The 21,842-nt window shown below is 70.3% G+C and carries 19 protein-coding genes; 14 read left to right on the top strand and 5 right to left on the bottom strand.

From position 1 onward, the window contains the following. Positions 1–2 precede the first annotated feature (2 nt). Genes D7X30_RS38095 through D7X30_RS38085 form a run of 3 tightly spaced genes read left to right on the top strand, consistent with a single transcriptional unit; the run spans position 3 to position 3,756 of the window. The gene (locus D7X30_RS38095) at positions 3–2,354 is read left to right on the top strand and encodes a glycosyltransferase (RefSeq protein WP_120567889.1); all 2,352 of its coding nucleotides are present in this window, start codon (positions 3–5) and stop codon (positions 2,352–2,354) included. After that, positions 2,351–3,079: a WG repeat-containing protein gene (locus D7X30_RS38090; RefSeq protein WP_199724667.1), complete on the top strand. Its 729-nt coding sequence runs from the start codon at positions 2,351–2,353 to the stop codon at positions 3,077–3,079. The genes D7X30_RS38095 and D7X30_RS38090 overlap by 4 nt, the downstream gene beginning before the upstream one ends. Next, positions 3,076–3,756, top strand: coding sequence for a hypothetical protein (locus tag D7X30_RS38085; RefSeq protein WP_120567888.1), 681 nt, complete (start codon positions 3,076–3,078; stop codon positions 3,754–3,756). The genes D7X30_RS38090 and D7X30_RS38085 overlap by 4 nt, the downstream gene beginning before the upstream one ends. A 1-nt stretch (position 3,757) precedes the next feature. Here the strand turns inward: D7X30_RS38085 and D7X30_RS38080 are convergent, their stop codons facing one another. After that, entirely contained in the window at positions 3,758–4,771 is a 1,014-nt protein-coding gene (locus D7X30_RS38080) for an ABC transporter ATP-binding protein (RefSeq protein WP_120567887.1), read from the bottom strand. Between the two features lie 165 nt (positions 4,772–4,936). Between D7X30_RS38080 and D7X30_RS38075 the strand changes: the two genes are divergently transcribed. Then, positions 4,937–5,323: a DUSAM domain-containing protein gene (locus D7X30_RS38075; protein WP_233592061.1), complete on the top strand. Its 387-nt coding sequence runs from the start codon at positions 4,937–4,939 to the stop codon at positions 5,321–5,323. A gap of 113 nt (positions 5,324–5,436) precedes the next feature. Continuing rightward, on the top strand, positions 5,437–6,483 hold the full coding sequence (locus D7X30_RS38070) for an oxygenase MpaB family protein (protein ID WP_120567886.1): 1,047 nt from the start codon (positions 5,437–5,439) through the stop codon (positions 6,481–6,483). A gap of 2 nt (positions 6,484–6,485) precedes the next feature. On the opposite strand, the gene D7X30_RS38065 is transcribed toward D7X30_RS38070, so the two are convergent. Both D7X30_RS38065 and D7X30_RS38060 read right to left on the bottom strand, forming a co-directional pair. Further along, a complete protein-coding gene (locus D7X30_RS38065) occupies positions 6,486–6,770 on the bottom strand; it encodes a DUF427 domain-containing protein (RefSeq protein ID WP_120567885.1) in 285 nt (94 codons plus the stop codon). Positions 6,771–6,804: 34 nt separating this feature from the next. Then, positions 6,805–7,632 (bottom strand): alpha/beta fold hydrolase, encoded by an 828-nt coding sequence (locus tag D7X30_RS38060; RefSeq protein ID WP_120567884.1) that lies wholly within the window; start codon positions 7,630–7,632, stop codon positions 6,805–6,807. A gap of 141 nt (positions 7,633–7,773) precedes the next feature. Between D7X30_RS38060 and D7X30_RS38055 the strand changes: the two genes are divergently transcribed. The 3 genes from D7X30_RS38055 to D7X30_RS38045 are packed head-to-tail and all read left to right on the top strand — an operon-like array spanning position 7,774 to position 10,716. After that, positions 7,774–9,858 (top strand): HEAT repeat domain-containing protein, encoded by a 2,085-nt coding sequence (locus D7X30_RS38055; RefSeq protein WP_120567883.1) that lies wholly within the window; start codon positions 7,774–7,776, stop codon positions 9,856–9,858. An 11-nt stretch (positions 9,859–9,869) separates the two neighbouring features. Further along, on the top strand, positions 9,870–10,442 hold the full coding sequence (locus D7X30_RS38050; RefSeq protein WP_147443418.1) for a hypothetical protein: 573 nt from the start codon (positions 9,870–9,872) through the stop codon (positions 10,440–10,442). Next, positions 10,432–10,716 carry a hypothetical protein gene (locus tag D7X30_RS38045; protein ID WP_120567881.1) on the top strand — a complete coding sequence of 95 codons (285 nt, stop codon included), beginning with the start codon at positions 10,432–10,434 and terminating at the stop codon, positions 10,714–10,716. The genes D7X30_RS38050 and D7X30_RS38045 overlap by 11 nt, the downstream gene beginning before the upstream one ends. Positions 10,717–10,774: 58 nt before the next feature. Here D7X30_RS38045 and D7X30_RS38040 read toward each other — a convergent pair whose 3' ends face one another. Continuing rightward, positions 10,775–11,206, bottom strand: a complete 432-nt coding sequence (locus D7X30_RS38040; protein ID WP_120567880.1) for a hypothetical protein — start codon at positions 11,204–11,206, stop codon at positions 10,775–10,777. 683 nt (positions 11,207–11,889) lie between these two features. Here D7X30_RS38040 and D7X30_RS38035 point away from each other — a divergent pair. From D7X30_RS38035 to D7X30_RS38010, 6 genes are all read left to right on the top strand, one after another. Continuing rightward, positions 11,890–13,200: a TolC family protein gene (locus tag D7X30_RS38035; RefSeq protein ID WP_120567879.1), complete on the top strand. Its 1,311-nt coding sequence runs from the start codon at positions 11,890–11,892 to the stop codon at positions 13,198–13,200. Further along, positions 13,188–14,396, top strand: coding sequence for an efflux RND transporter periplasmic adaptor subunit (locus D7X30_RS38030; protein WP_120567878.1), 1,209 nt, complete (start codon positions 13,188–13,190; stop codon positions 14,394–14,396). Before D7X30_RS38035 ends, D7X30_RS38030 begins: the two co-directional genes overlap by 13 nt. 9 nt (positions 14,397–14,405) lie before the next feature. After that, complete coding sequence (locus tag D7X30_RS38025) at positions 14,406–17,603, top strand: efflux RND transporter permease subunit (protein ID WP_120567877.1); 3,198 nt, start codon at positions 14,406–14,408, stop codon at positions 17,601–17,603. Positions 17,604–17,692: 89 nt separating this feature from the next. Further along, positions 17,693–19,534: a cyclic nucleotide-binding and patatin-like phospholipase domain-containing protein gene (locus tag D7X30_RS38020; RefSeq protein ID WP_120567876.1), complete on the top strand. Its 1,842-nt coding sequence runs from the start codon at positions 17,693–17,695 to the stop codon at positions 19,532–19,534. A 64-nt stretch (positions 19,535–19,598) separates the two neighbouring features. Continuing rightward, on the top strand, positions 19,599–20,567 hold the full coding sequence (locus D7X30_RS38015; protein WP_120567875.1) for a 3-oxoacyl-ACP synthase III family protein: 969 nt from the start codon (positions 19,599–19,601) through the stop codon (positions 20,565–20,567). Next, positions 20,564–21,316, top strand: coding sequence for a lysophospholipid acyltransferase family protein (locus D7X30_RS38010; RefSeq protein ID WP_120567874.1), 753 nt, complete (start codon positions 20,564–20,566; stop codon positions 21,314–21,316). The genes D7X30_RS38015 and D7X30_RS38010 overlap by 4 nt, the downstream gene beginning before the upstream one ends. Here the strand turns inward: D7X30_RS38010 and D7X30_RS38005 are convergent. After that, complete coding sequence (locus D7X30_RS38005) at positions 21,298–21,840, bottom strand: DUF2378 family protein (RefSeq protein WP_120567913.1); 543 nt, start codon at positions 21,838–21,840, stop codon at positions 21,298–21,300. The two genes, D7X30_RS38010 and D7X30_RS38005, sit on opposite strands and share 19 nt — an antisense overlap. Positions 21,841–21,842: the final 2 nt, after the last annotated feature.

Here is a 21,842-nt window from a genome sequence, read left to right as displayed (position 1 = left end):
TCATGCGCGTCCTTCAGGTCATCCATGGATACCCCATGCGCTTCAACGCGGGCTCGGAGGTGTATACCCAGGCACTTTCACAAGGCCTGTCGAACCGGCACGAGGTCCAGGTCTTCACCCGCCGCGAGGACCCGTTCCTCCCGGACTACGAGCTGACGCAGGAGCGCGATCCGGACGACCCGCGCGTCCTGCTCCACCTGGTCAACCTGCCCAACAGCCGTGACCGCTACCGGCACGAGGGGGTGGATCAACGCTTCGCGGAGGTGCTGGACGGCTTCCGTCCCCACATCATCCACGTGGGCCATCTGAACCACCTGTCCACGTCCCTGCTGGAGGTGGGCGCGGCCCGTGGCATCCCCATCGTCTTCACGCTGCACGACTACTGGCTCATGTGTCCCCGTGGGCAGTTCATGCAGATGCATCCGGCTCCCGGGAACGAGCCCTGGTCCGCGTGTTCAGGCCAGGAGGACCGGAAGTGCGCGGAGCGCTGCTACGCGCGCTACTTCTCTGGTGCCCCCGAAACACGGGAGCAGGACGTCGCGCACTGGAGTCAGTGGGTGCACGACCGGATGGAGCATGTGCGCCGGATGATGGAGCACGTGGACCTCTTCATCGCGCCCTCGCGATACCTGCTGGAGCGGTTCCAGCGGGACTTCGGGCTGCCCGCCAACAAGTCGGTGTATCTGGATTACGGCTTCGACCTGGAGCGCCTGCGCCACCGGCAGCGAACGCCCGAGCCCGACGTCGTCTTCGGCTACATCGGCACCCACATCCCGGCCAAGGGCATCCATCACCTCATCCAGGCCTTCGGTCAGGTGCGCGGCAAGGCGCGGCTGAAGGTCTGGGGACGGCCTCGCGGCGAACACACGGAGACGCTCAAGGCCCTGGCTTGCGCCCTCCCGGGAGATGCCAGCACGCGCGTGGAGTGGCTGCCCGAGTACCGCAACACGGACATCGTGCGGGATGTCTTCAACCACGTGGACGCCATCGTCGTGCCCTCCATCTGGGTGGAGAACTCCCCTCTGGTCATCCACGAGGCGCTCCAGGCGCGGGTGCCTGTCATCACCGCGGATGAGGGAGGAATGCGCGAGTACGTCCGCGATGGAGAGAACGGCCTGCTCTTCACCCACCGCGACCCCGGGTCGCTTGCCCGGGCCATGCAACGACTCGTGGATGCTCCGGACCTCGCGGTGCGGCTGGGCGGTCGCGGGCACCTCTTCGGAGAAGGGGGCGACGTGCAGGGGATGCAGGCCCACGTGGAGGCCGTGGAGGCCCTGTATGCACGCGCCATCCGGGAGCACCGTGCCCGTCGTGCCCCCACCCGGCCCGGCCCCTGGCGCATCACCTTCGACACCAACCCCGACGACTGCAACCTGCACTGCATCATGTGCGAGGACCACTCGCCCCACAGCGACACCCAGCGGCTCCGCAGGGAAACGGGCCAGCCGAAGCGGCGCATGCCCCTGGAGCTGCTGCGAAGGGTCATGGAGGACAGCGACGGCACGCCCCTGCGGGAGGTGATTCCGTCCACCATGGGCGAGCCGCTGCTCTATCCCCACTTCGACGACATCATCGACCTGTGCATGGCGCACGGGGTGTGGCTGAACCTCACCACCAACGGGACGTTTCCCAGGCGCGGAGCCCGCGCGTGGGCACGCCGGCTGGTCCCCATCACCTCCGACGTGAAGGTGTCGTGGAATGGGGCCACGAAGCAGACCCATGAAGCGGTGATGCCAGGGACGCGTTGGGAGCAGGTCCTGGAGAACCTCCGCCAGTTCGTGGCCGAGCGGGATGCGCATGCCCGCGAGGGCGGCCATCGCTGCCGGGTCACGCTCCAGCTCACCTTCCTGGAGTCGAACGTGGGGGAGCTGGCGGACATCGTGCGGCTCGCGGCGGGCCTGGGCGTGGACCGGGTGAAAGGGCATCACCTCTGGGCCCACTTCGCCGCCATCCAGCCCCTGTCCATGAGGCGCGACGCATCCGCCATCCAGCGCTGGAACGAGGCCGCCCGGCAAGCCCATGCTGTCGCGGAGGAGTGCCGCCGGCCGGATGGGAGCAAGGTGCTGCTGGAGAACATCCATCCCCTGGGAGCGGAGGCCGTCACGGATCTCGCGCCCGGGGCGCGCTGTCCCTTCCTGGGGAAGGAGGCCTGGGTGAGCGCCGTGGGCCGCTTCGACCCCTGCTGCGCTCCCGACAAGGAACGCAGGACACTCGGGAACATGGGCAACCTGAACGAGGTGGGCATCCAGGAGGTGTGGACAGGCCCGACCTATCAACGGCTGCTGACCACGTATCAGGACCATCCCCTGTGCCGTGGCTGCAACATGCGCCAGCCGGTGAAGGAGTCCGCTTGAACCCCTGGTCGCATCCGCGAGTCGCGCCGGACAGGACCCATCATCTCCTGGACGGCAAGCCGCTCTATGCCGCGCGCTTCACCGAGGTCCTCTCCTTTCACGAACCGGGGCTCGCGGCCGTCAGGGACGCCTCGGGGGCATTCCACATTGACTTGAGGGGGAACGCGCTGTCTTCCCGCCGCTTCATCCGGACGTTTGGATTCTATGAAGGGCTCGCGGCCGTCGTGGATGCGGAGGGTGCGTTCCACCTGCGCGTGGATGGACAGGAGCTCACGTCAGGGCGCCACGCATGGTGCGGCAACTTCCAGGACGGGCGATGTCCGGTCCGGGCGAAGGACGGCCGGTACTTCCACATCCATGGCCAGGGGGAGCCGGTCTACGACGAGCGGTACGCCTACGCGGGGGACTTCCGGGACGGCTACGCGGTGGTACAGGAGGCCTCGGGCCTCCACCTGCACATCGACAAGCAGGGGCACCCGCTGAACGCACGCCGGTTCCTGGACCTGGATGTCTTCCACAAGGGCTTCGCGCGTGCGCGGGACGCAGGCGGCTGGCATCACGTCGACGCCGCGGGAGACGCGCTCTACACCCGGCGCTTCGCCTTCGTGGAGCCCTTCTACAACGGGCAGGCCCGTGTGGAGACGTTGGGCGGCGCGCTCCAGGTCATCGACGAGCAGGGCGTCACCGTGCGCGAGTTGCGTGCACGCCTTCCGGAGCCGGCATGAGGCGCTCGCCTCTCGCGCAAGAAGAAGTCCTCTCGCCGGACTCGGTCATCGCCTTCGCCCGGGACCAGCTCGCTCCGCTTCTCTCCCGCGCGTTTCCAGGTCGATTCTTCCTGGCCGGGGGAGCGTTCAAGACACTGCTCCATGGTCGATCCCCTCATGACCTGGATCTCTGGCCAGCGACCCTCCAGGACCGGCAGGCGCTCCTGCTGCACCTGGAAACACTCGGAGCCGTGCTGCTGGATGACAACCATCCCTTCCAGACGACCTTCCATCTCTCGGGACGGCGGCTCGAAGTGGCCTACGACTGCACGCCAGCGACACTGGAAGAGCGCCTCTCCCGATTCGACCTGGGCCTCTCCGCCATCGGCGTGGAATACGCGGGAGGCCATTGGCGGGGGCACGTACATCCCCTGGCTGCAGAATCCGTCCAGCGCCGCGAGGTGCTGCTGCTGCGCCCGCTGGCCAACTGGAAGTACCTGCTTGCCACCCTGGAGCGGTTGCGTCGCTATGGCGATGAGCTGGGGTATCGCGTCCCGGTCCAGGAGGAGCAATACCTCTGGGACTTGTTCGCGCTACAGCCTCGCGAGTCCCAGGAGGCCCTGATGACACGCCATGCGCGTGTCGCGCGCGAGGGCGGGAGCGTCCTGGCGGATGCCCGGCTGCGGCTCCGCCCCTGACTCACACCGCGAGCCCCGTCCTCGCGTCGAACCGGCGCAGGTAGCGCGCGTCATGGCGCAGCCACACCGTGTCTCCGCTCGCGGCGCGGAAGTCCCCGGGCGCCCGCGCCACCAGGCGCTCGCCGCCCGTCTCCACCGTCACCCAGACCTCCGCGCCCATGGGCTCCACCAGGTACACGCGCCCCTCGCGCGCGTCCTCCGGCCTGGCGCCCTGCCCCACCTGGAGGTGCTCCGGCCTCAGGCCCAGCACCGCGTCACCTTCGGACAGGCCCAGCGTTTCCGGCTTCACCAGGTTGATGCGCGGCGAGCCGAAGAAGCCCGCCACGAAGAGGTTCGCCGGCGCGTCGTACAGCTCGCGGGGCGGGGCCACCTGCTGCACCTCGCCCTGGCTCATCACCACCACGCGGTCCGACAGCGTCATCGCCTCCGCCTGGTCGTGCGTGACGTAGATGAACGTGGCCTTCAGCTGTTCGTGCAGCTTCTTGATTTCGCCGCGCATCTGCGTGCGCAGCGCCGCGTCCAGGTTGGACAGGGGCTCGTCGAAGAGGAACACCTTGGGCCTGCGCACCAGCGCGCGCCCCAGCGCCACGCGCTGCCGCTGCCCACCCGACAGCTCCTTGGGCCGGCGCGCCAGCAGCGCCTCCAGCCCCAGCACGCCGGACACCTCGCGCACGCGCGCGTCGACGTCCTTCGCACCCATCCCCGCCACCTTCAGCGGGAACGCCAGGTTCCCCGCCACGTCCAGGTGCGGATAGAGCGCGTAGCTCTGGAACACCATCGCGATGTCGCGCTCGCGCGGCGACAGGTCGTTCACCCGCTGCCCGTCGATGCGCAGCTCGCCGCCGGACAGCTCCTCCAGCCCGGCGATGAGGTTCAACGTCGTGGACTTGCCGCAGCCGGACGGGCCCACCAGTGACACGAACTCGCCGTCCGCGATGTCCAGCGTCACGCCCTTCACCGCCGCCACGCCACCCCGGTACACCTTGCGCACGTCCTGCAGGGACACCGTCGCCAAGGCTCCGCTCCTCCACTCAGGGCCACGCCCCGCGAAAAGCCCCAGCATCGCCGCTCGCGTCCGCCCGCGAAGCCCCGTCCCTACGTGCCCCGTCACATCCCCTACAGTTCTCCGGACCGGGCAACACGAATGGCCCTTCGATAAATGCCGGCCGAAGGCCGGGCAATGACGACGATGACGGCGACCGAAGATGGACCCGACTGGGATCCAATCCGAGCACTCGCGCGGCAGGTGCTCCGCGATGGAGCGCCGCTGGTGCTGACCGATGACGTGCGCGACCTGCTGCGGCGCACGGCGCGAGAAGTGGCCCTGAGCGACGCCGACGTGAGCACCGACGCTCGCGCGCTCGCGGTGCTGCGCGAGTGCTCGCGGCGCATCACCGAAGGCTCGAACAGGCTGGGGGACGCGCTCCACCGGATGTACCGCCACCGCGAGGCAGGCGACTACGACAGCGCGCGGCAGGAGATGCGCGAGGTCCTGTCCGTCGAAGTGGTGCCCCTCTACCGCGAGATTGCCCAGGGCCAACTGGCCGCCATGGCCGGCAAGCCGTGACCCGGGGCGCCCCGTCACCGCCCCTACGTGTCGGGTTTTCCAGGGCGGGCGGTTTGTTACAGGTTCAACAGTTCTCTACACTGTGCCGGCACGCAGCACCGGAGCCCGCCCCCATGCCCTTCACCTTCCGTGGCCAGAACCTGACCGCCATCCTGGGCGACCCGCTCAACGCGGCCAACAGCCTGTACGGCATCATGAGCGCGGCGGAGCCGCAGTTCATGGAGGACCTGCGGCAGCACTGGAAGAAGCACATCCGCGAGACGCCCGGTGTGAACGGCACCGCGTGGCGGCCCGCGCTGAAGGCCTTCTCCGCCATCGAGGGCTACTGGGGCAACACGTACAGCGACCACCGCATCGCGAAGGTGCTCTACGGGCCGGCGCACTCGGTGGCCACGCAGGCGGTGACGGGCGTGGGGTCTTCCGCGCAGTTCCTGCGCGACTTCGAGGCCGCGCGCGACGAGGCCTTCTACGTCTTCTTCCAGGGCGCGTCCGTGAACCAGTTGGCGGGCGTGTCCTTCCGGGCCACGTACTACCACAAGGACGTGTCGTCGCTGTTCGAGCAGCGCCCGCACAGCAAGCTCAAGACCATCGTGTCCCGCCGGGTCATCGAGACGGCGCAGATCATGCTGCGCATCCTCTACGGCAACATGAACATGGGCTGGGGCAGCCTCTACAGCACGCGCACCCTGTCCACCACGCTGCTGCTGGCGCAGATGCACAACTCCGCGCTCGGCCACTACCGGTCCCTCAACACGGGGCGGCAGCATTGCTACAACCAGAGCGGGGTCGCGTTCACGCTGCTGACGTTCGCGTACGTCGTCGCGCAGGCGTGGGTGGACAAGGGCTACGAGTACAACGAGCAGCGCTGGTACTTCTTCTGGAAGCTGCTGGGCTCGCTGCTGGGCGTGGACACGCGCCTCATCGCGGACGACCACGCGGAGGCCGCCACGCTGTGGGACCTCTTCTTCTCACAAGGGGAGTGCTTCGGCGGCATGCCCGCGCCCTACCCCACGACGCTGGACGCCAACCGCATCGACGACGACCTGTGGAATGGCTACGACGTGCAGCCGGAGGCGAACCTGATCCAGTGGGTGCCCGCCTTCGTCGTCACCCAACTGCGCAACAGCCTGCGCTGGGGCAAGTACCTCATCGGCCGCTGACTTCAGCGCTCCACCGTCACGCCCTTCCAGAAGGCCACATAGCCCTGGATGTTGGACGCGGCCGGCTTGGGCTCCGGATAGAACCAGGCCGCGTCGGCGTTCGTCTTCCCGTCCACCTCCACGGAGTAGTAGCTGGCCTCGCCCTTCCAGGGGCAGGTGGTGTGCGTGGCGCTGGGCTTGAAGTGCTCGCGCGCCAGACTGTCGGGCGGGAAGTAGACGTTGCCCTCCACGGTCTCGTAGGTGTCGCTCTTCGCGAGCACGACGCCGTTCCATTTCGCGACTGGCATGGGAAACCCTCCTGGGGACTTCGCTAACGGCGCATCAGCCGACTTGCGCGGCCTGGTTGGACGCGTGCTGCGTGAGGAAGGGGGCGAGCTCCGCGTTGACGAGCGCCGGCTCCTCCACGGAGGACGAATGGCCTCCGCGCGACAGGCGCACCAGATGGGAGCCCGGAATGAGCGAGTGGATGCGCTCCGATTTGGCGGGCACCGTCGCGCGGTCCTCTTCCCCCACGATGACGAGCGTGGGCGTGCGGATGCGCGGCAGCTCCTCCGTGATGGGCTTGCGTTGGATGACGCCGTTGACGGCGCGGTAGATGTCACGGCGGTTGCCCGTCAGGCGCGTTCGCCACAGCGCCCGCTCCTCCACGCGGCCCGGGTCGGTGAGGAACGACGCGCCGAACATGATGCGCATCACCGGCGTGGCGACGGGGCCCAGGCCCACGTAGCGGGCGATGAGGTTGAGCGCGGTGTAGCGCGGCACGTTGACGATGGGCTCGGGGTCCGCGGACGTCTCCAGGAGCACCAGCGAGCGCAGCAGGTCCGGCCGGCGCGCCGCGAGCCGCATGCCCACGAAGCCGCCCATGGACAGGCCCACGAAGTGGACGGGCGCCACGCCCAGGGACTCGATGAGCGCCACCGCGTCCGCGTACACCGTCTCCACGTCGATGGCGGACTCGGGCGGCACGTCGCTCTGGCCCTGCCCCCGGTGGTCGTACGAAATGCAGCGGAAGCGGCCGCGCAGGGCCTCCACCTGCGGGTCGAACAGCCGGGTGCTCCAGAGGAGCCCGTGGCTGAAGAGGACCACGTCTCCAGAACCCCCCGTGTCCTCGTAGTACAGCCGGGTTCCATTCACGGACCGCATGGGCATGGGCACGGCCTCCCTTGGCTTGGAGGGAGACCCTAATCCAGGGCTCGCCAGGACCGCAGCCCTCCCTGGGAGGTCATTGTCCACTGGACGAGGCGGTCTTGCGCGGAGCGCCGCTTGTGCGGCCTGTCGCTTGGGAGGAGCATGGGCGGCACCTTCCGGATGCGCTCCTCTCGCCCTGTCCTTGTCGCCCTCGCGGTGGTGGTCCTCGCGGCGGGCCTGTTCTTCTTCCTGCGCCCTTCGTCCGCGCCCACGCCCGCGGTGTCCCCGCCGGTGACCCAGGCGCCCGCTCCGGCTCCGGAGACCCCGCTGGACGCGGGCAGCGTGGCCGCGGCCGTGCCGGTGAAGACGGTGGAGGCGCCGCCCGCGAAGCCGAACCATTTCGTGGGCTCGCAGGTGTGCGCGGACTGCCACGAGGAGCAGCACACGGGCTGGAAGCACGACTGGCACTCGCGGGCGCTGTCGCCGGCGACGAAGCCGTACGTGGTGGGCACGTTCGCGGCGGGCACGCACTTCAAGGGCGAGTCCAGCGAGGCGTGGATGCGCCGCGACGGGAGCCAGTACCTGATGCGCACCAAGGGCGCGGACGGGAACCTGGGCGAGTGGCCGGTGCAGTGGGTGGTGGGCGGCAAGCGGATGCAGGACCCCATCACGCTGTTGCCGGACGGCCGCTGGCAGGTGATGCCGGTGTACTTCCACGTGACGGGCAAGGGCGAGTGGGTGGACTACTCGGAGAAGAAGCAGGGGGCGCTGTCGCCGGACCACCCGTTCTTCTGGACGAACTTCCGCCGCAGCGCGCAGCACGCGTGCCTGGACTGCCACGTGACGGGGCTGGACGCGCGCTATGACCGGGCGAGCCACCAGTGGGAGACGAAGTTCGCGGACGCGGGCGTCGCGTGTGAGTCCTGCCACGGGCCCGGCGGGCGGCACGCGGAGTCGCAGGTGCCGGAGGACATCATCCAGCCGGCGAAGCTGTCGAAGGAGGAGGGCTTCGCGGTGTGCGCGCAGTGCCACGGGCCGCGCCGCACGCTGTTCCCCATGCTGGACGCGAAGCACCACTTCCTGCCCGGCCAGCGCTACGACGCGAGCTATCAGCCCATGGTGCTGCTGGTGGGCAACGACCGCTCCGGGGACTTCTTCGCGGACGGGCGTCCCAGCACCTCCAGCTTCGAGTACCAGGCGCTCATCCAGTCCCAGTGCCACCTGAAGGGCGGGGCCACGTGCCTGACGTGCCACACGGCGCCGCACGACGCGAACGCGCCCAACGAGGTGCGCAAGCAGAAGCCGGTGGCGGCGCGCACATCGGTGAACGCGTCCACGTGCCAGGGCTGTCATCAGGAGGTGGTGGCGCAGGGCGAGCAGCACACGCACCACAAGGCCGCGGCGGCGCAGGACTGCCTGGCGTGTCACATGCCGCCGGTGGTGTCGGGCGTGTTGGACCACTTCGCGGACCACGCGCTGGACGTGCCGGTGCCGCAGAACACGGCGCGCCACGACGTGCCCAACGCGTGCAACACCTGTCACGCGAAGCAGACGCCGGACGCGATGCAGGCGTCGCTGGTGAAGTGGTGGCCGAAGGCGGAGGCGCGGCAGCAGCGGAGGCTGCGGCTGGCGGACGCGTTCGACGAGAAGACGGCGGCGGGAAGCCGTGGGGCACTGGAGGCGGTGCTGGCGGACACGGCAGAGGCGGGCACGCTGCGGGGCGCGGCGGCGAAGTTCCTGGCGCGCCGGTTCAAGCACGACGCGGTGCCGGCGCTGCGGGCGGCGTTGAAGGGGACGACGGACAGCACGCTGCGCTCGGACATCATCGACGGCTTGGGCGCGGCGAACGCACGCGAGGCGACGGAGGACCTGGCGTCGCTGCTCAAAGACGGCTCGCTGTGGGTGCGGCAGGGCGCGGCGCTGACGCTGGCGGCGTTCGGAGACGCGAGGGGAATGCCGGCGTTGCAGGCGCTGGCGACGGAGCCGGAGACGCGAGGGCTGGTGCAGCCGCACGTGATGCTGGGGCAACTGGCCATGCGCCGCAGGGACGTGACCACGGCGACGCGTGAGTTCGAACAGGCGCTGGACCTGCAGCCCTACAACGCGGACGTGCTGGTGCGGCTGGCAGACCTCTACGTGGTGCAGGGCAACGCGGCGAAGGGCCGCGAGCGGCTGGAGGAAGCGCTCCGGTTCGATCCGCAGAACAAGTCCGCGAAGCAGCGGCTGGGCATGTTGCCGGCGCAGTGAGGATGCGCGGCGTGAGCGTGGCGCGGCGCGCGTTTCCGGCGGTGTTGCTCCTGGCGGGCTGCCTGCGGTCCACGCCCACGCGTGATTCGTGGACGAATGACGCGTCCATCAAGTTCCCACAGTTCTTCGAGCAGCCTGCCGTGGAAGCGGGAGCGGATGGACGCACGGTCGAACTGAGCGGCACCATCCTGCATGCGCTCGACGCAGCCGCCGCCGACTTCCTGGGCCCACAAGATGCCAACACCCCGTGCGTCGACCGGCGCGAGTCACACCGGAACAGGGTCATTCAGCGGCAGGGCATCCTCTTCATCCGAATCGATGAGGATCCGCAGGCCTGCGGGCTGACCGTTCCCGCGCTGCATTCGGGCGCGCAGTACGCGGTCGGGAGCGATGGCCGGAGCCTCCGCCGCCTTCGGGATGGCGAGCCGGATGAATCGATGGAGCCCACGGATGCAGGGCACGGCATCCTGGTTCCCACGTCGGAGGTCGGCCGGTCCTTCGATCCACCCGATGGCTCCGTGCCCCTACCGTTCATCCAGACTCCCGGCTTGGATACGGGAACTGGAGTGCGCCATGGCCCATGACCTGCACCAACTCCTGGAGGAGGTCACGGACGAGGCGTCCTTCCTACGCTTCGTCCAGGCGCTGAGCGAGGACTTCGAAGAGGACCGCGCGGAGGCTGCCCGCCGGCATCCTGCTCCGCACGCTCCGAGCCCCCTCGGCTGGGAGAACGGCACCATCGGGGCGTTCCTCGAACGAGGCGCTTCCTGGGGCGAGGACACCCAGGACCGGGGCCGCTCCGCCAATCCCTGGCACCGGTGCGCGAGCATCCTGTTCGCGGGCAAGTTCTACGAGTGACAGAGGCCCTCCAGGCCTGACTGTCATCCCTTACCGCGGCCCCCGTGCCTGGACTGCCTCAGTGCTGCACGGCGAGGATGCGCCGTCCCTTCACGTCCACGGCATAGGTCGCCCCCATGTCCATGATGGCGCCCTGCTTCTCGCAGAGCTGTGGCTTGAGCGTGATCTGCACGAAGGTCACGCCCTCCGGGCCAGGTGCCGCGCTGACGTCATAGGACTCGCGCTGATAGAGACAGCGCTCCTCCTCCGTGGCCCCTTCGTGGGGCTTCAAATCCAGGGGCCGGAAATCATCCAGCGCCAGTTGCATGGCGGTCACCATGCCGCCCGCGAGCGTCTGCGCGTCTTCGGGCAGGTCCAGTGGGAACTGGACGCGGGCCGCCTCTTCCGGCGGTGCATGGGGAGGACGCGAAGTGCGCTGGAAGAACGCACACGCGGGGAGCAGGCACAGGGCCAGGAGCCATCCTGACTTCGCTGGTTTTGAGAGGTGCATGGGCGTGGGTGTTACTCCGTAACGGCGGTCATCAGACCCGTGGCTTTGTGCTCTGGCTTGACGATACCGATGAGCGCCCAACGCTTCTCCATTCTCACGCCCCTGGGGCAGCCGTGGCGTGCTGAACGCGCGCCCTCCCTTGAAGACAGACGCCTGCTCGGCGCTCGCGACGCACGTTGGCTCTTCCCCAGCCAGCGTCAGGACGCGCCATGTCTCCACGAGCCCCTCCACCTTCTTCCCTGCCCTCGCGTCCGTAAGGGCAACCCCGGACCTCCGCTCCTGGCCCGAGGTCCGTTCATCGACGGCTGAGCACTTCCTCGCCCTGCTGTGTTGTCCACTGGAGCGCCGGGGGGCGCGAACCGTGGCGGGGGGCTGGCATCGCCCCTACCTGGGGAGCATTCCTTATGAACGCGTTCGTGTTCGCAGCCCTGCTGGTTCCCGCCGGAATCCCCGGTGAGGCGCCAGCGCCGCACGGCTCCGGACCCTTCCGTCCCGTCCTCGCGCAATACACCGCGCCACCGCAGCGCGCTCCGCCCGCGCCTCCGCCACCCACGCCTTCCGCGCCACCACCGGCCGCTCCCGCGCCCACCACCCAGGCTCCGAACGCACCCCGCACTCCCGCTCCGCCCCGACCCGGCCGCGCCAGCACGCCCGCGTCCCAAGACCCAGACGACGTCCCCGAAGTGCCACCGCCGTTCCAGGCGAACGTGTCGGATCCGTTGCTCACGCCCGCGCCCGCCGCGCCCCAGGAGCTCCAGTCCTGGAACGAAGCGCTCACGCTCCTGCGCCAGCGCTCCACCGACTTCCAGGCGGCGCTGGGCCAGATTGAAGTCGCCGCGGGCACGTGGCGCATCGCGCTCGCCAACCTGCTGCCCTCCGTCTCCGGCGACCTGACCGCCCAATACAACGTCCTCAACCCGGGCATCGTCGCCTTCGGCGGCGGCACGGGCGGCGCGGTGACGGGTGGCGGGAACTTCACCCCCACGGAGCTGCTGGGCGTGGGCATCCTCAGCGCCAACGTGCCCGTGGTGGACCTGGCCAGCCTCTACGCCCTGGGCAGCGCCAAGGAGTCGCGGCGCACCGCCAACCTGTCGCTCGCGGAGACGCGCCGGCAGCTCACCCGCGGCCTCGCACAGGCGCTCGTCTCCGTGTCCTCCACGGAACGCCTGGCGGAGGTCAACCGCGTCAACCTGCGCACCTCGCTGGAGCGGCTGGCCCTGGCGCAGCGCCGCTTCGAGCTGGGCGCGGGCACCCGGCTGGACGTCGTCCGCGTGGAGCAGGACGCGCAGATCGCCCGCCGCAACGTCGTCACCGGCGACGAGGACCTGCGCAAGGCGCGCGAGTCCCTGGGCCTGGCCCTGGGCACCCCGTCCGCCGTGGGCCTCAAGCCGGGCCTGGAGCTGACCACGCTGCTCCAGGGCGCGAAGGCCACCTGCCGCACGCTGCAGGAGCTGGAGAACCGCCCGGACATCGCCGCCGCCCGGTCACGCCAGGTGGTGGCCGAGCGCGCCATCGGCGAGGTGTATCGCCAGTACGCGCCCACCCTGGACCTCACCAGCAGCACCACCGCGCTCACCGTCAACCCGGGCTTCGCGAAGGTGCCCATCTGGAACGTCGGCGCCAGCCTGGTGCTGCCCTTCTGGGATGGCGGCGCGCGCGAGGGCCGCCTGCGCCAGGCCCGCGGCCAGCTGGAGCAGGCCCGCGCGGATGTCACCGGCCGCGAGCGCAACGTCGTCATCGAGGTCACCCAGGCGAAGCGCGCCGTGCAGGTGACCCAGGCGACGCGCGACCTGGCGGACCGCCAGCGGAAGCTCGCGGAAGAGAATGACCGGCTCACCCGCCGCAGCTTCGAGGTGGGCACCGGAACGAGCCTCGAGCTGGTGGACGCGGCCGGGGCCCTGCGGCAGGCCGAACTGGAGCTCGTCATCCGCGACTTCCAGTACCGCCAGGCCCAGGTGGATGCATTCCTGTCGGAGGCGGCATGCGATTGGTGAGGGTCGGTTGGGGCGCGTGGGGGCTCGTCCTCGCGCTGACGGCGGGCGGGTGCAGCGGCGGCAAGGAGCCCGGCCAGGCCTCTCCCGGAGGCGGCCCCCAGGCGGGCGGCCAGAGCCAGGGCGGCGGCAAGCCCACGCCCGTGCAGGTGATGGCGGTGAAGCCCGGCCCGGTGCGCGACACCCGCGAGTACGTGGGCACCCTCATCTCCCGCAGCAGCATCACCGTCGTCCCGCAGGTCGCCGGCTACATCCAGCAGATTCCCGCCCGCCCCGGCCAGCAGGTGAAGGCCGGTCAGGTGCTGCTCGTCGTGGATCCGCGCCAGGAGCAGGCCTCCCTGCGCGCCACCCAGGCCCAGAAGGCCTCCGCCGTCGCCAACCGCGAGTTCGCTCGCAAGACGCGCGAGCGCAGCGCGCAGCTTCTCAGGGAAGGACTCGTCAGCCGCCAGGACTACGAACAGGCCGTGGCCCAGGCGGCGCAATCCGAGGCCCAGGCCCAGGCGGCGGAGGCGCAAATCCAGAACCAGCAGGTGCAGCTGGGCTTCTTCAACGTGAGCGCCCCCTTCGACGGCGTCGTGGGCGACATCCCCGTGAAGCTGGGCGACTACGTGACGCCGCAGACGGCGCTCACCATCCTGGACCAGAGCCGCGCGCTGGAGCTGTCCGTGCAGGTGCCCGTGGACCAGGCCGCGCGCGTGAAGGTGGGACAGACGCCGCTGGAGGTGCTCAACGCGGACGGCGAGCCCATCGTCCGCGCCCCCGCCTCCTTCGTCGCCACCACCCCCAACCCCAACACGCAGCTGGTGGAGGTGCAGGCCGCCTTCGCGAACACCGTGGGCCTCAGGGCCGGCCAGCTGGTGCGCGCGCAGCTCGTCTACGACGTGCGCGACGCCCTGAAGATGCCCACCACCGCGGTGACGCGGCAGGGCAGCCAGTCCTTCGCCATGGTGGTGGGTGAGAGCGACGCCGGCACCGTGGTGAAGCGCCAGCCCGTGACGCTGGGGCTGGTGGAGGGCAACGACTACGAGGTGCTCAAGGGACTGGACGCGGGCACCCAGGTCATCATCAGCGGGGTGCAGCAGCTGCGGGACGGCATGCCCATCCAGCCGAAGCCCGCGCGGCGGTCGCAGGGCCAGACAGAAGGCATGCCCCTGCCCCCTGCCCAGGGCATGGGCGGCGGCGCGGACGCGGGTCGGTAGGGGGCTGCCATGTTCACCGACTTCTTCATCCAGCGCCCCGTCTTCTCCAGCGTGCTGTCCATCCTCATCACGCTGGTGGGCGCCATCTCCATTCCCAGCCTCCCCATCGAGCAGTACCCGGAGCTGGCGCTGCCGCAGGTGCAAATCACGGCGACCTACACCGGCGCGTCCGCGGAGACGGTGGAGAGCGCCGTCACCACCGTGCTGGAGCGCCAGCTCAACGGCATGGAGGGCATGCGCTACATGTCCTCCACCAGCACCAACGACGGCCAGTGCACCATCACCGCCACGTTCGACCCGTCGCGAGACGTGGACCTGGCCGCGGTGGACGTGCAGAACCGCGTGGCCACCGCCACGCCGCAGCTGCCCTCTCAGGTGAACGCGCTGGGCGTCACCGTGCGCAAGGCGCAGACGCAGCTGCTGGTCTCCTTCGGCGTCTATGACAAGGAGAAGCGCTACGACACGGAGTTCATCAGCAACTACGCGGACGTCTTCATCCGCGACGCGCTGTTGCGCGTGAAGGGCGTGGGCGACGTGCGCATCTTCGGCGAGCGCCGCTTCGCCATGCGCCTGTGGCTGGACCCCACGGAGCTGGCCCGCCGCGGCCTCACCGCGCAGGACGTGGTCAACGCGCTCCAGGAGCAGAACGTCCAGGTGGGCGCGGGCAAGGTGGGCCAGGCCCCGTCCTCCAAGGACCAGGCGTACCAGTTGTCCCTCCAGGTGAAGGGCCAGCTGACGTCCGCGGACGAGTTCGGCGCCATCGTCATCCAGCGCGGCGCTGACGGCGCCCTGGTGCGCATCCGCGACGTGGGCAACGCGCAGCTGGGCGCGGAGAACTACCAGCAGCTGTTGCGCTTCAACGGCCAGGACGCGGTGGGCCTGGGCATCACGCAATTGCCCGGCTCCAACGCGCTGGACGTGCGCAAGGGCGTGGAGGCGGAGCTCCAGCGGCTGTCCGCCAACTTCCCGCCGGGCCTCACCTATCAGGTGGCGTTCGACACCACGGCCGCGGTGAGCGCCTCCATCGAGGAGGTGCTCAAGGCGCTGGGTGAAGCCATTCTCCTGGTCGTCCTGGTCATCTTCATCTTCCTGCACGGCTGGCGCAGCGTGCTGGTGGCGGTGACGACGCTGCCGGTGTCACTCGTCGGCACGTTCATGTTCGTCAACGCGTTCGGCTTCTCGCTCAACACGCTGACCCTCTTCGGCCTCACGCTGGCCACGGGCCTGGTGGTGGATGACGCCATCGTCGTCATCGAGAACGTGGAGCGCGTCATCGAGCACGAGAAGGTGGACGCGAAGGAGGCCACCCACCGGGGCATGCAACAGGTGGCCGGCGTGGTGGTGGCCACCGCGCTGGTGCTGTCCGCGGTGTTCATCCCGGTGTCCTTCTTCCCCGGCACCACGGGCGCCATCTACCGCCAGTTCGCGCTCACCATCGCGTTCTCCATCAGCCTCTCCGCGCTCGTCGCGCTCACCCTGTCCCCCGCGCTGTGCGCGCGCCTCTTGCGCCCCAACGAGGGCAAGAAGTTCGTCCTGGCGCGCAAGTTCGACCAGGGCCTGGACTCGCTCCGGCGCGGCTACGGGAAGCTGCTGGGCGTGATGCTGGGCAAGGCTCGGTGGCTCGTCGTGGGCATCTTCGCGGTGTTCCTCGTGGCCACGGGCCTGCTCTACCGCTCCACGCCCACGGGCTTCATCCCGGACGAGGACCAGGGCTACATCATCATCGCGGTGCAGGGCCCGGAGGGCACGTCGCTGGAGTACACGCGCAACGTGCTCATCCAGGTGGAGGGCCTCATCAAGCAGCAGGAGGAGGTGACGCAGATCTTCACCGTGGGCGGCTTCTCGCTCCTGGGCACGGGCGCCAACTACGGCTCGCTCTTCATCAACCTGAAGCCCTGGGAGGAGCGCAAGGCGAAGGAGTCCAGCGTCGCGGGCCTGATAGAGCGTCTGCGTGGCCCGCTGAGCCAGGTGGGCGGCGCGCGCGTGCTGCCCCTGCAACCACCCGCCATCCGAGGCGTGGGCAGCGTGGGCGGCTTCGAGTTCGTGCTGGAGGACCAGCAGGGTGGCCGCACGCTGGAGGAGCTGGCGCAGGCCACCCAGGCCCTGGTGGGCAAGGCGGGCCAGGATCACCGGCTGCGCGGCGTGTTCTCCGCGTTCACCGCGGGCTCGCCGCAGCTCAACATCGACGTGGACCGGGAGAAAGCCAAGGCCATGGGCGTGCCCCTGTCCTCGCTGTTCTCCACGCTCCAGGTGTACCTGGGCAGCCAGTACGTGAACGACTTCACCTTCGCCAACCGCGTCTACCGCGTGTTCGTGCAGGCCGCGACGCCCTTCCGTGACAACCCCAAGGACATCGGCAGCTTCTACGTGCGCGCGGACACCGGGGCCATGGTGCCGCTGGAGGCGCTGGTGAAGGTGACGCCCATCACCAGCGCGCAGAACATCACCCACTACAACCTCTTCCGCTCCGCCAACATCAACGGCCAGGGCAGCCCCGGCACCTCCACCGGCACGGCCTTGAACGCCATGGAGGAGGTGGCGAAGCAGGCCCTGCCGCCGGGCTTCACCTTCGAGTGGACGGGCCTGTCCCAGGAGCAGAAGAGCGCGGGCAACACCGTGCTCGTCATCTTCGCGCTGGGCATCGTGTTCGTGTTCCTGGTGCTGGCCGCGCAGTACGAGAGCTTCGCCCTGCCCTTCGTCGTCATGCTCGCGGTGCCCGTCGCGATGATGGGCGCGCTGCTCCTGCAGAACCTGCGAGGGCTGGTGAACGACGTGTTCTGTCAGGTGGGCCTGGTGATGCTGGTGGGCCTCGCGTCGAAGAACGCCATCCTCATCGTGGAGTTCGGCGAGCAGCTGCGCGCGCAGGGTCAGGGAGTCGTGGAGTCCGCCATCAACGCGGCGGAGACGCGCCTGCGTCCCATCCTGATGACGTCCTTCGCGTTCCTCTTCGGCGTGGTGCCGCTGATGCTGGCCAGCGGCGCGGGCGCCTCCGCGCGCAAGTCGCTGGGCACGGCCGTCTTCGGCGGCATGCTCTTCTCCACCTTCGTGAACCTCATCTTCATCCCGGTGCTCTACGCGCTGGTGGAAGGCGCGCGCACGAAGATCCTGAAACACCGCAAGCATGGCAATCCACCAAGCGGACCGCAGAATCCGCCGCCGCCGTCCATCCCTCCCGAGGGGGAGCCACCGCGACCCCAGCCGGCGTAGCGGCGCGTCGCGAAGGACCCGCACGGAGCGGGCAGGCACTCTGGCGTGCTACCCGGCGCCGGAGCGTCCTGGTTATCCTTGAGCGACGCATGCCTTCTCCTCTGACTGTCGATGAGCGGCGTCGGTGGCTGTACACGTTGAAGCAAGCCCCCGTGCTGCGCCACGCGCGTGCGTCCGCCCTGCTCCGCCTGCTGGAGCGGGCCCGGCCGGTGGAACCCCAGCCGGGCGAGGGCATCTGCCGCGAGGGCGAGCCGGTGGACGGCATCTACCTCCTGCGCTCGGGCGAGTGGCGGATGACGGCGGGAGGGACGGTGCTCCTGCACCTGCGCTCGGGGATGTCGCTGGGCGTGGAGGCGCTCGCGCGCGGCACGTGGCCCGTCACGGTGACGGCGGCGTCCGCGTCGCACGCCCTCTTCCTTCCTCGCGCGGAGCTGGAGGCGGTGGCGACGGTGCCGCGCGGCGGCGCCACGCCGCGCACGGACGTGGTGACGTTCCGCGCGCAGCAGGGGCTGGAGCTGCCGCCCGCGATGCTGTCCGTGCTGGTGGAGCTGGTGGCGAAGGTGATGGTCCATGACTTCGGGGACCGGGTGCTGCTCGTGCGCGCGGGGACGAAGCGCACGGACGGCGCGGTGCGCGGAGCCGACCGCGTGTTCCGCCGCACGGTGACGCCGGGCGCTCCGCTCCTCCCCGAGAGCGAGGACTTCGACTGCGTGCTGGTGGATGGCGCGCCGGTGCCGGAGGCGCTGACGCCGCGCGAGGTGCGGCTCATGCCTCCGGGCGGAGAGGCGGACGGCGTGGGGACGCCGGGAGCGCCGGTGCTGCCCACCGTGCTGCTGTCGCCGTGGCGGCCGATGGGCAGCCCGACGTTGCGGGGGCGCTCGCTGCCGGCCGAGGACGGCTGGGACGAGGACGCGCCGCCGCCCGGGTGCCGGCTGCGGCTGGACTGGGAGCGGCTGGTGGTGCGGCCCGGGGACTCGCGGCCGCTGGCGGCGCTGGGCCTGGACGCGGGGACGCTGGACGCGCTGTCGCGGTGGGCGCGCGCCATCACCGGCCGGCGCGTGGGACTGGCGCTCAGCGGCGGCGGAGTGTGGGGCTTCTACCACGTGCACCTGTTGCGGAGGCTGGCCGCGCTGGACGTGCCGGTGGACTTCCTCAGCAGCGCCAGCATGGGCTCGCTGGTGGGCGCGTACTACTGCGGCACCGCGCGCGACGGGCGTGAAGGCCTGGACGGCCTGCGCCGGCTCCAGCACCGCGCGCGGGGCGGGCACCTGTCCGCAGCTGCGCTGTCTTCCGTCGTGACGACGCAGGCCATGGAGTGGCTGGTGCGCGGCGACCTGGGGGACCTGGCGCTGGAGGAATTGCCCATGGGCTTCCTGCCGGTGACGACGGACCTGACCACGGGCCGCTGCGTGGTGCTGGAGAAGGGGCCGCTGGCGCTGGCCGTGCGCGCGAGTGGCTCGGCGCCGGGTGTCTGGGCTCCCACGCTCCAGCCTCCCGCGCGCTACGTGGACGGGGCCTTCACCAGCATGGTGCCGGTGGACGTGCTGCTCCACGCGGGCGCGGACCTGATCTTCTCCAGCAACATCTTCCCCGCGGGCCATCACCACGCCGCGCGGCCGCTGTTGCCCGGAGCGGTGGGGCTGTTCCTCTCCGCGCTCAACCCGGTGGCGCGAGCGAAGGACCTGCTGGCCAGCGGCGTGCTGCTCCTGCACCGCAGCGGCGACCTGGAGTCCGCGAGAGGGGACCTGCGCTACGACGTGGGCACGCGTGAGCATCCGTTGCTCGGCTCCATGCGCTTCACGCACGTGGACGAGGTGCTGGACGAGGCCGCGCGCGACATGGACCTGGAGCAGAAGCTGCTGGAGCTCAAGCAGGCCTGGGAGGCGCTGCGAGGGCGCCGGAACGCGGCCGGCGGAAGGAGGGCCGCATGATTCCTGGCCGCAGCCAGGCGCGGGAGTTCTTGCGCGGGAAGCCGGCCGGCCGCCGGAGGGCCGCATGATTCCGGTTCGCATCCTCGGCACCGCGAGCGTGCTGCCCGGCCCGGCCGTGACGACGGAAGAGGTCTGCGCGCGCGTGGGCCGCGACGCGGCGGAGGTCGAACGCAAGACGGGCATCCGCACGCGGCACTTCGCTCCTGCGGGGACGCGCGCCGCGGACCTGGGAGCCCAGGCCCTGCGGGGCGCGCTGGAGGCAGCGGGACTTCCGGCGACGGCGCTCCGGCGAATCCTGTTCGTGTCGTCGATGGGCGGGGACGTCACCACGCCGGCCAACGGCAGCCGGGTGGCGGCGGCGCTGGGGCTGTCCGGCACGTGCGATGCGATGGACATCGGCAACGCGTGCATGGGTTTCCTGAGCGCGTTCGACCTGGCGGCGCGCTCGGTGGCGACGGGGCTGGGGCCGGTGGGCGTGGTGTCAGTGGAGCTGCTGTCGCGCACCACGCGGCCAGAAGACCCACGTCCCTACCTGGTGCTGGGTGACGCGGCGGCGGCGGTGGTGCTGGGCGAAGCGCGTCCCGGAGAGGGAGTACTGGGCGCCGCGTTCGGCAACGACGGCACGCTGCCGCCGGACGTCGTGCTGGAGAACCCGCACCAGACGGGCCAGCGCGAGGGCATGCGCTTCCTCACGCCATCGCGCGACATGACCCGCGTGGCGCTGGGCGCGTTGAAGCGCGCGGCCTCGACGGTGCTCCAGGGCGCGGGACTGACGGTGGCGGACGTGGAGTGGGTGCTCACGCACCAGCCGAACGGGAGCATGTTCGCGGCCATCCTCCAGGCCTTGGAGGTACCGGAGGCGAAGAGCGTCACGGTGGTGGACACGGTGGGCAGCGTGGGCTCCGCGTCGCTGGGCACGGGGTTGGACCGGCTGTGGCGCACGCGGCCGGTGAAGCCGGGGGACCGGGTGTTGATGGTGGGCGTGGGCGCGGGCGTGGCGCACGGCGCGGTGCTGTACCGGGTGGGCGGGTGACGGTCACGGCGACGGCGGCACGGGCCGCGTGGCTGACGACGTTCCGCCTGCTCCAGCGCTACCACCGCTACGAAGTGGTGAACCTGGAGCCGCTCCTGCGCCCCGGCGCGAAGCTGCTGGTGGGCTACCACGGGCGGCCCCTGGCGGTGGACCTGTGCATGCTGACGGTGACGCTGCACGACCGCCTGGGCTACCTGCCGCACGGCATCGCGCACGGTGCGTTCGACCGCATCCCCGGCATGCGGCAGGTGGCGGACGGGCTGGGCTTCGTCACGGGCGACGGGCCGCTGTTGGCCGAAGCCGTGAAGAAGGGCGAGCACATCCTGGTGCAGCCAGGAGGCACGCGCGAGGGCTGCCGCGACTTCCGGCACCGCTACCGCGTGGATTGGGGAGAGCGGCTGGGCTACCTGCGGCTGGCCGTGCACTACGGCCTGCCCATCGTCCCCATCGCGGGCCACGGAATGGACGACGCCTACGTGGGCCTGAACGACGGCTACGCGTGGGGCAAGCGCGTGGGGCTGCCCGGAAGGCTGCCGCTATGGCTGGGCGTGGGCGCCACGGGCCTGTGGCCGCTGTCCCTGCCCTTCCCGGTGAAGATGACCCAATGGGTTGGAGAGCCACTGACAACCCATCTGAACCCGGGCTTCGACGCGGCGGACCGGGAGTCCCTGCTGACGGTGCACCGCGAGGTGACAGGCGCGGTGCAGGGACTGCTGGACGCGGCGCGGGACTACCAGCGCATGCGGTAGATGGCGGCGCGGCCCTGGCGGGACTCGACCACGGTGGTCAGTCCCTTCACGCCGGTGGCCAGCGTCCCGTGGTGGCAGATGGAGCCGATGAACTCCGGGTAGGTCCCGCCCTCGTTCACCTTGACGCGGTAGTCCGTGTCCGCCAGCCGCTCCACCTCCACGTGCAGGAAGTTGCTGCCGGAGGCCAGGTTGCGCGACGTGCGCTCCAGGGTGCGCGCGGGGCCCAGCAGCTTCACCACCGTCTGCAGCGCGCGGCCCATGTTCGTCTCGAAGTAGCCCGCGACGAAGCGCTCACCCAGCCGCCACTGCGCCTCGTTCATGGACACCCCCGGGAACAGCTCCGTCGCGCATAGCTGCAGGACCTTCTGCCAGATGGCGTTCGGATACGCGGGCTCCAGCTTCCGGTCCAGGTCCAGCCCGGCGTCCTTCAGCTTCGCGCGCAGCGGACCGTCCAGCCGGCCCTTCAAGGCCAACAGCAGCCCTTCGACCGTATGGCCGAAGATGATCTCCGAGGGGTTCGACACGC

The sequence above is a fragment of the Corallococcus sp. AB011P genome, from assembly GCF_003611605.1.
GTDB classification, from domain to species: Bacteria; Myxococcota; Myxococcia; order Myxococcales; family Myxococcaceae; genus Corallococcus; species Corallococcus coralloides.
The sequence above is the reverse complement of the archived record's forward strand: the minus strand, read 5'-3'. Positions and strand labels throughout refer to the sequence as shown.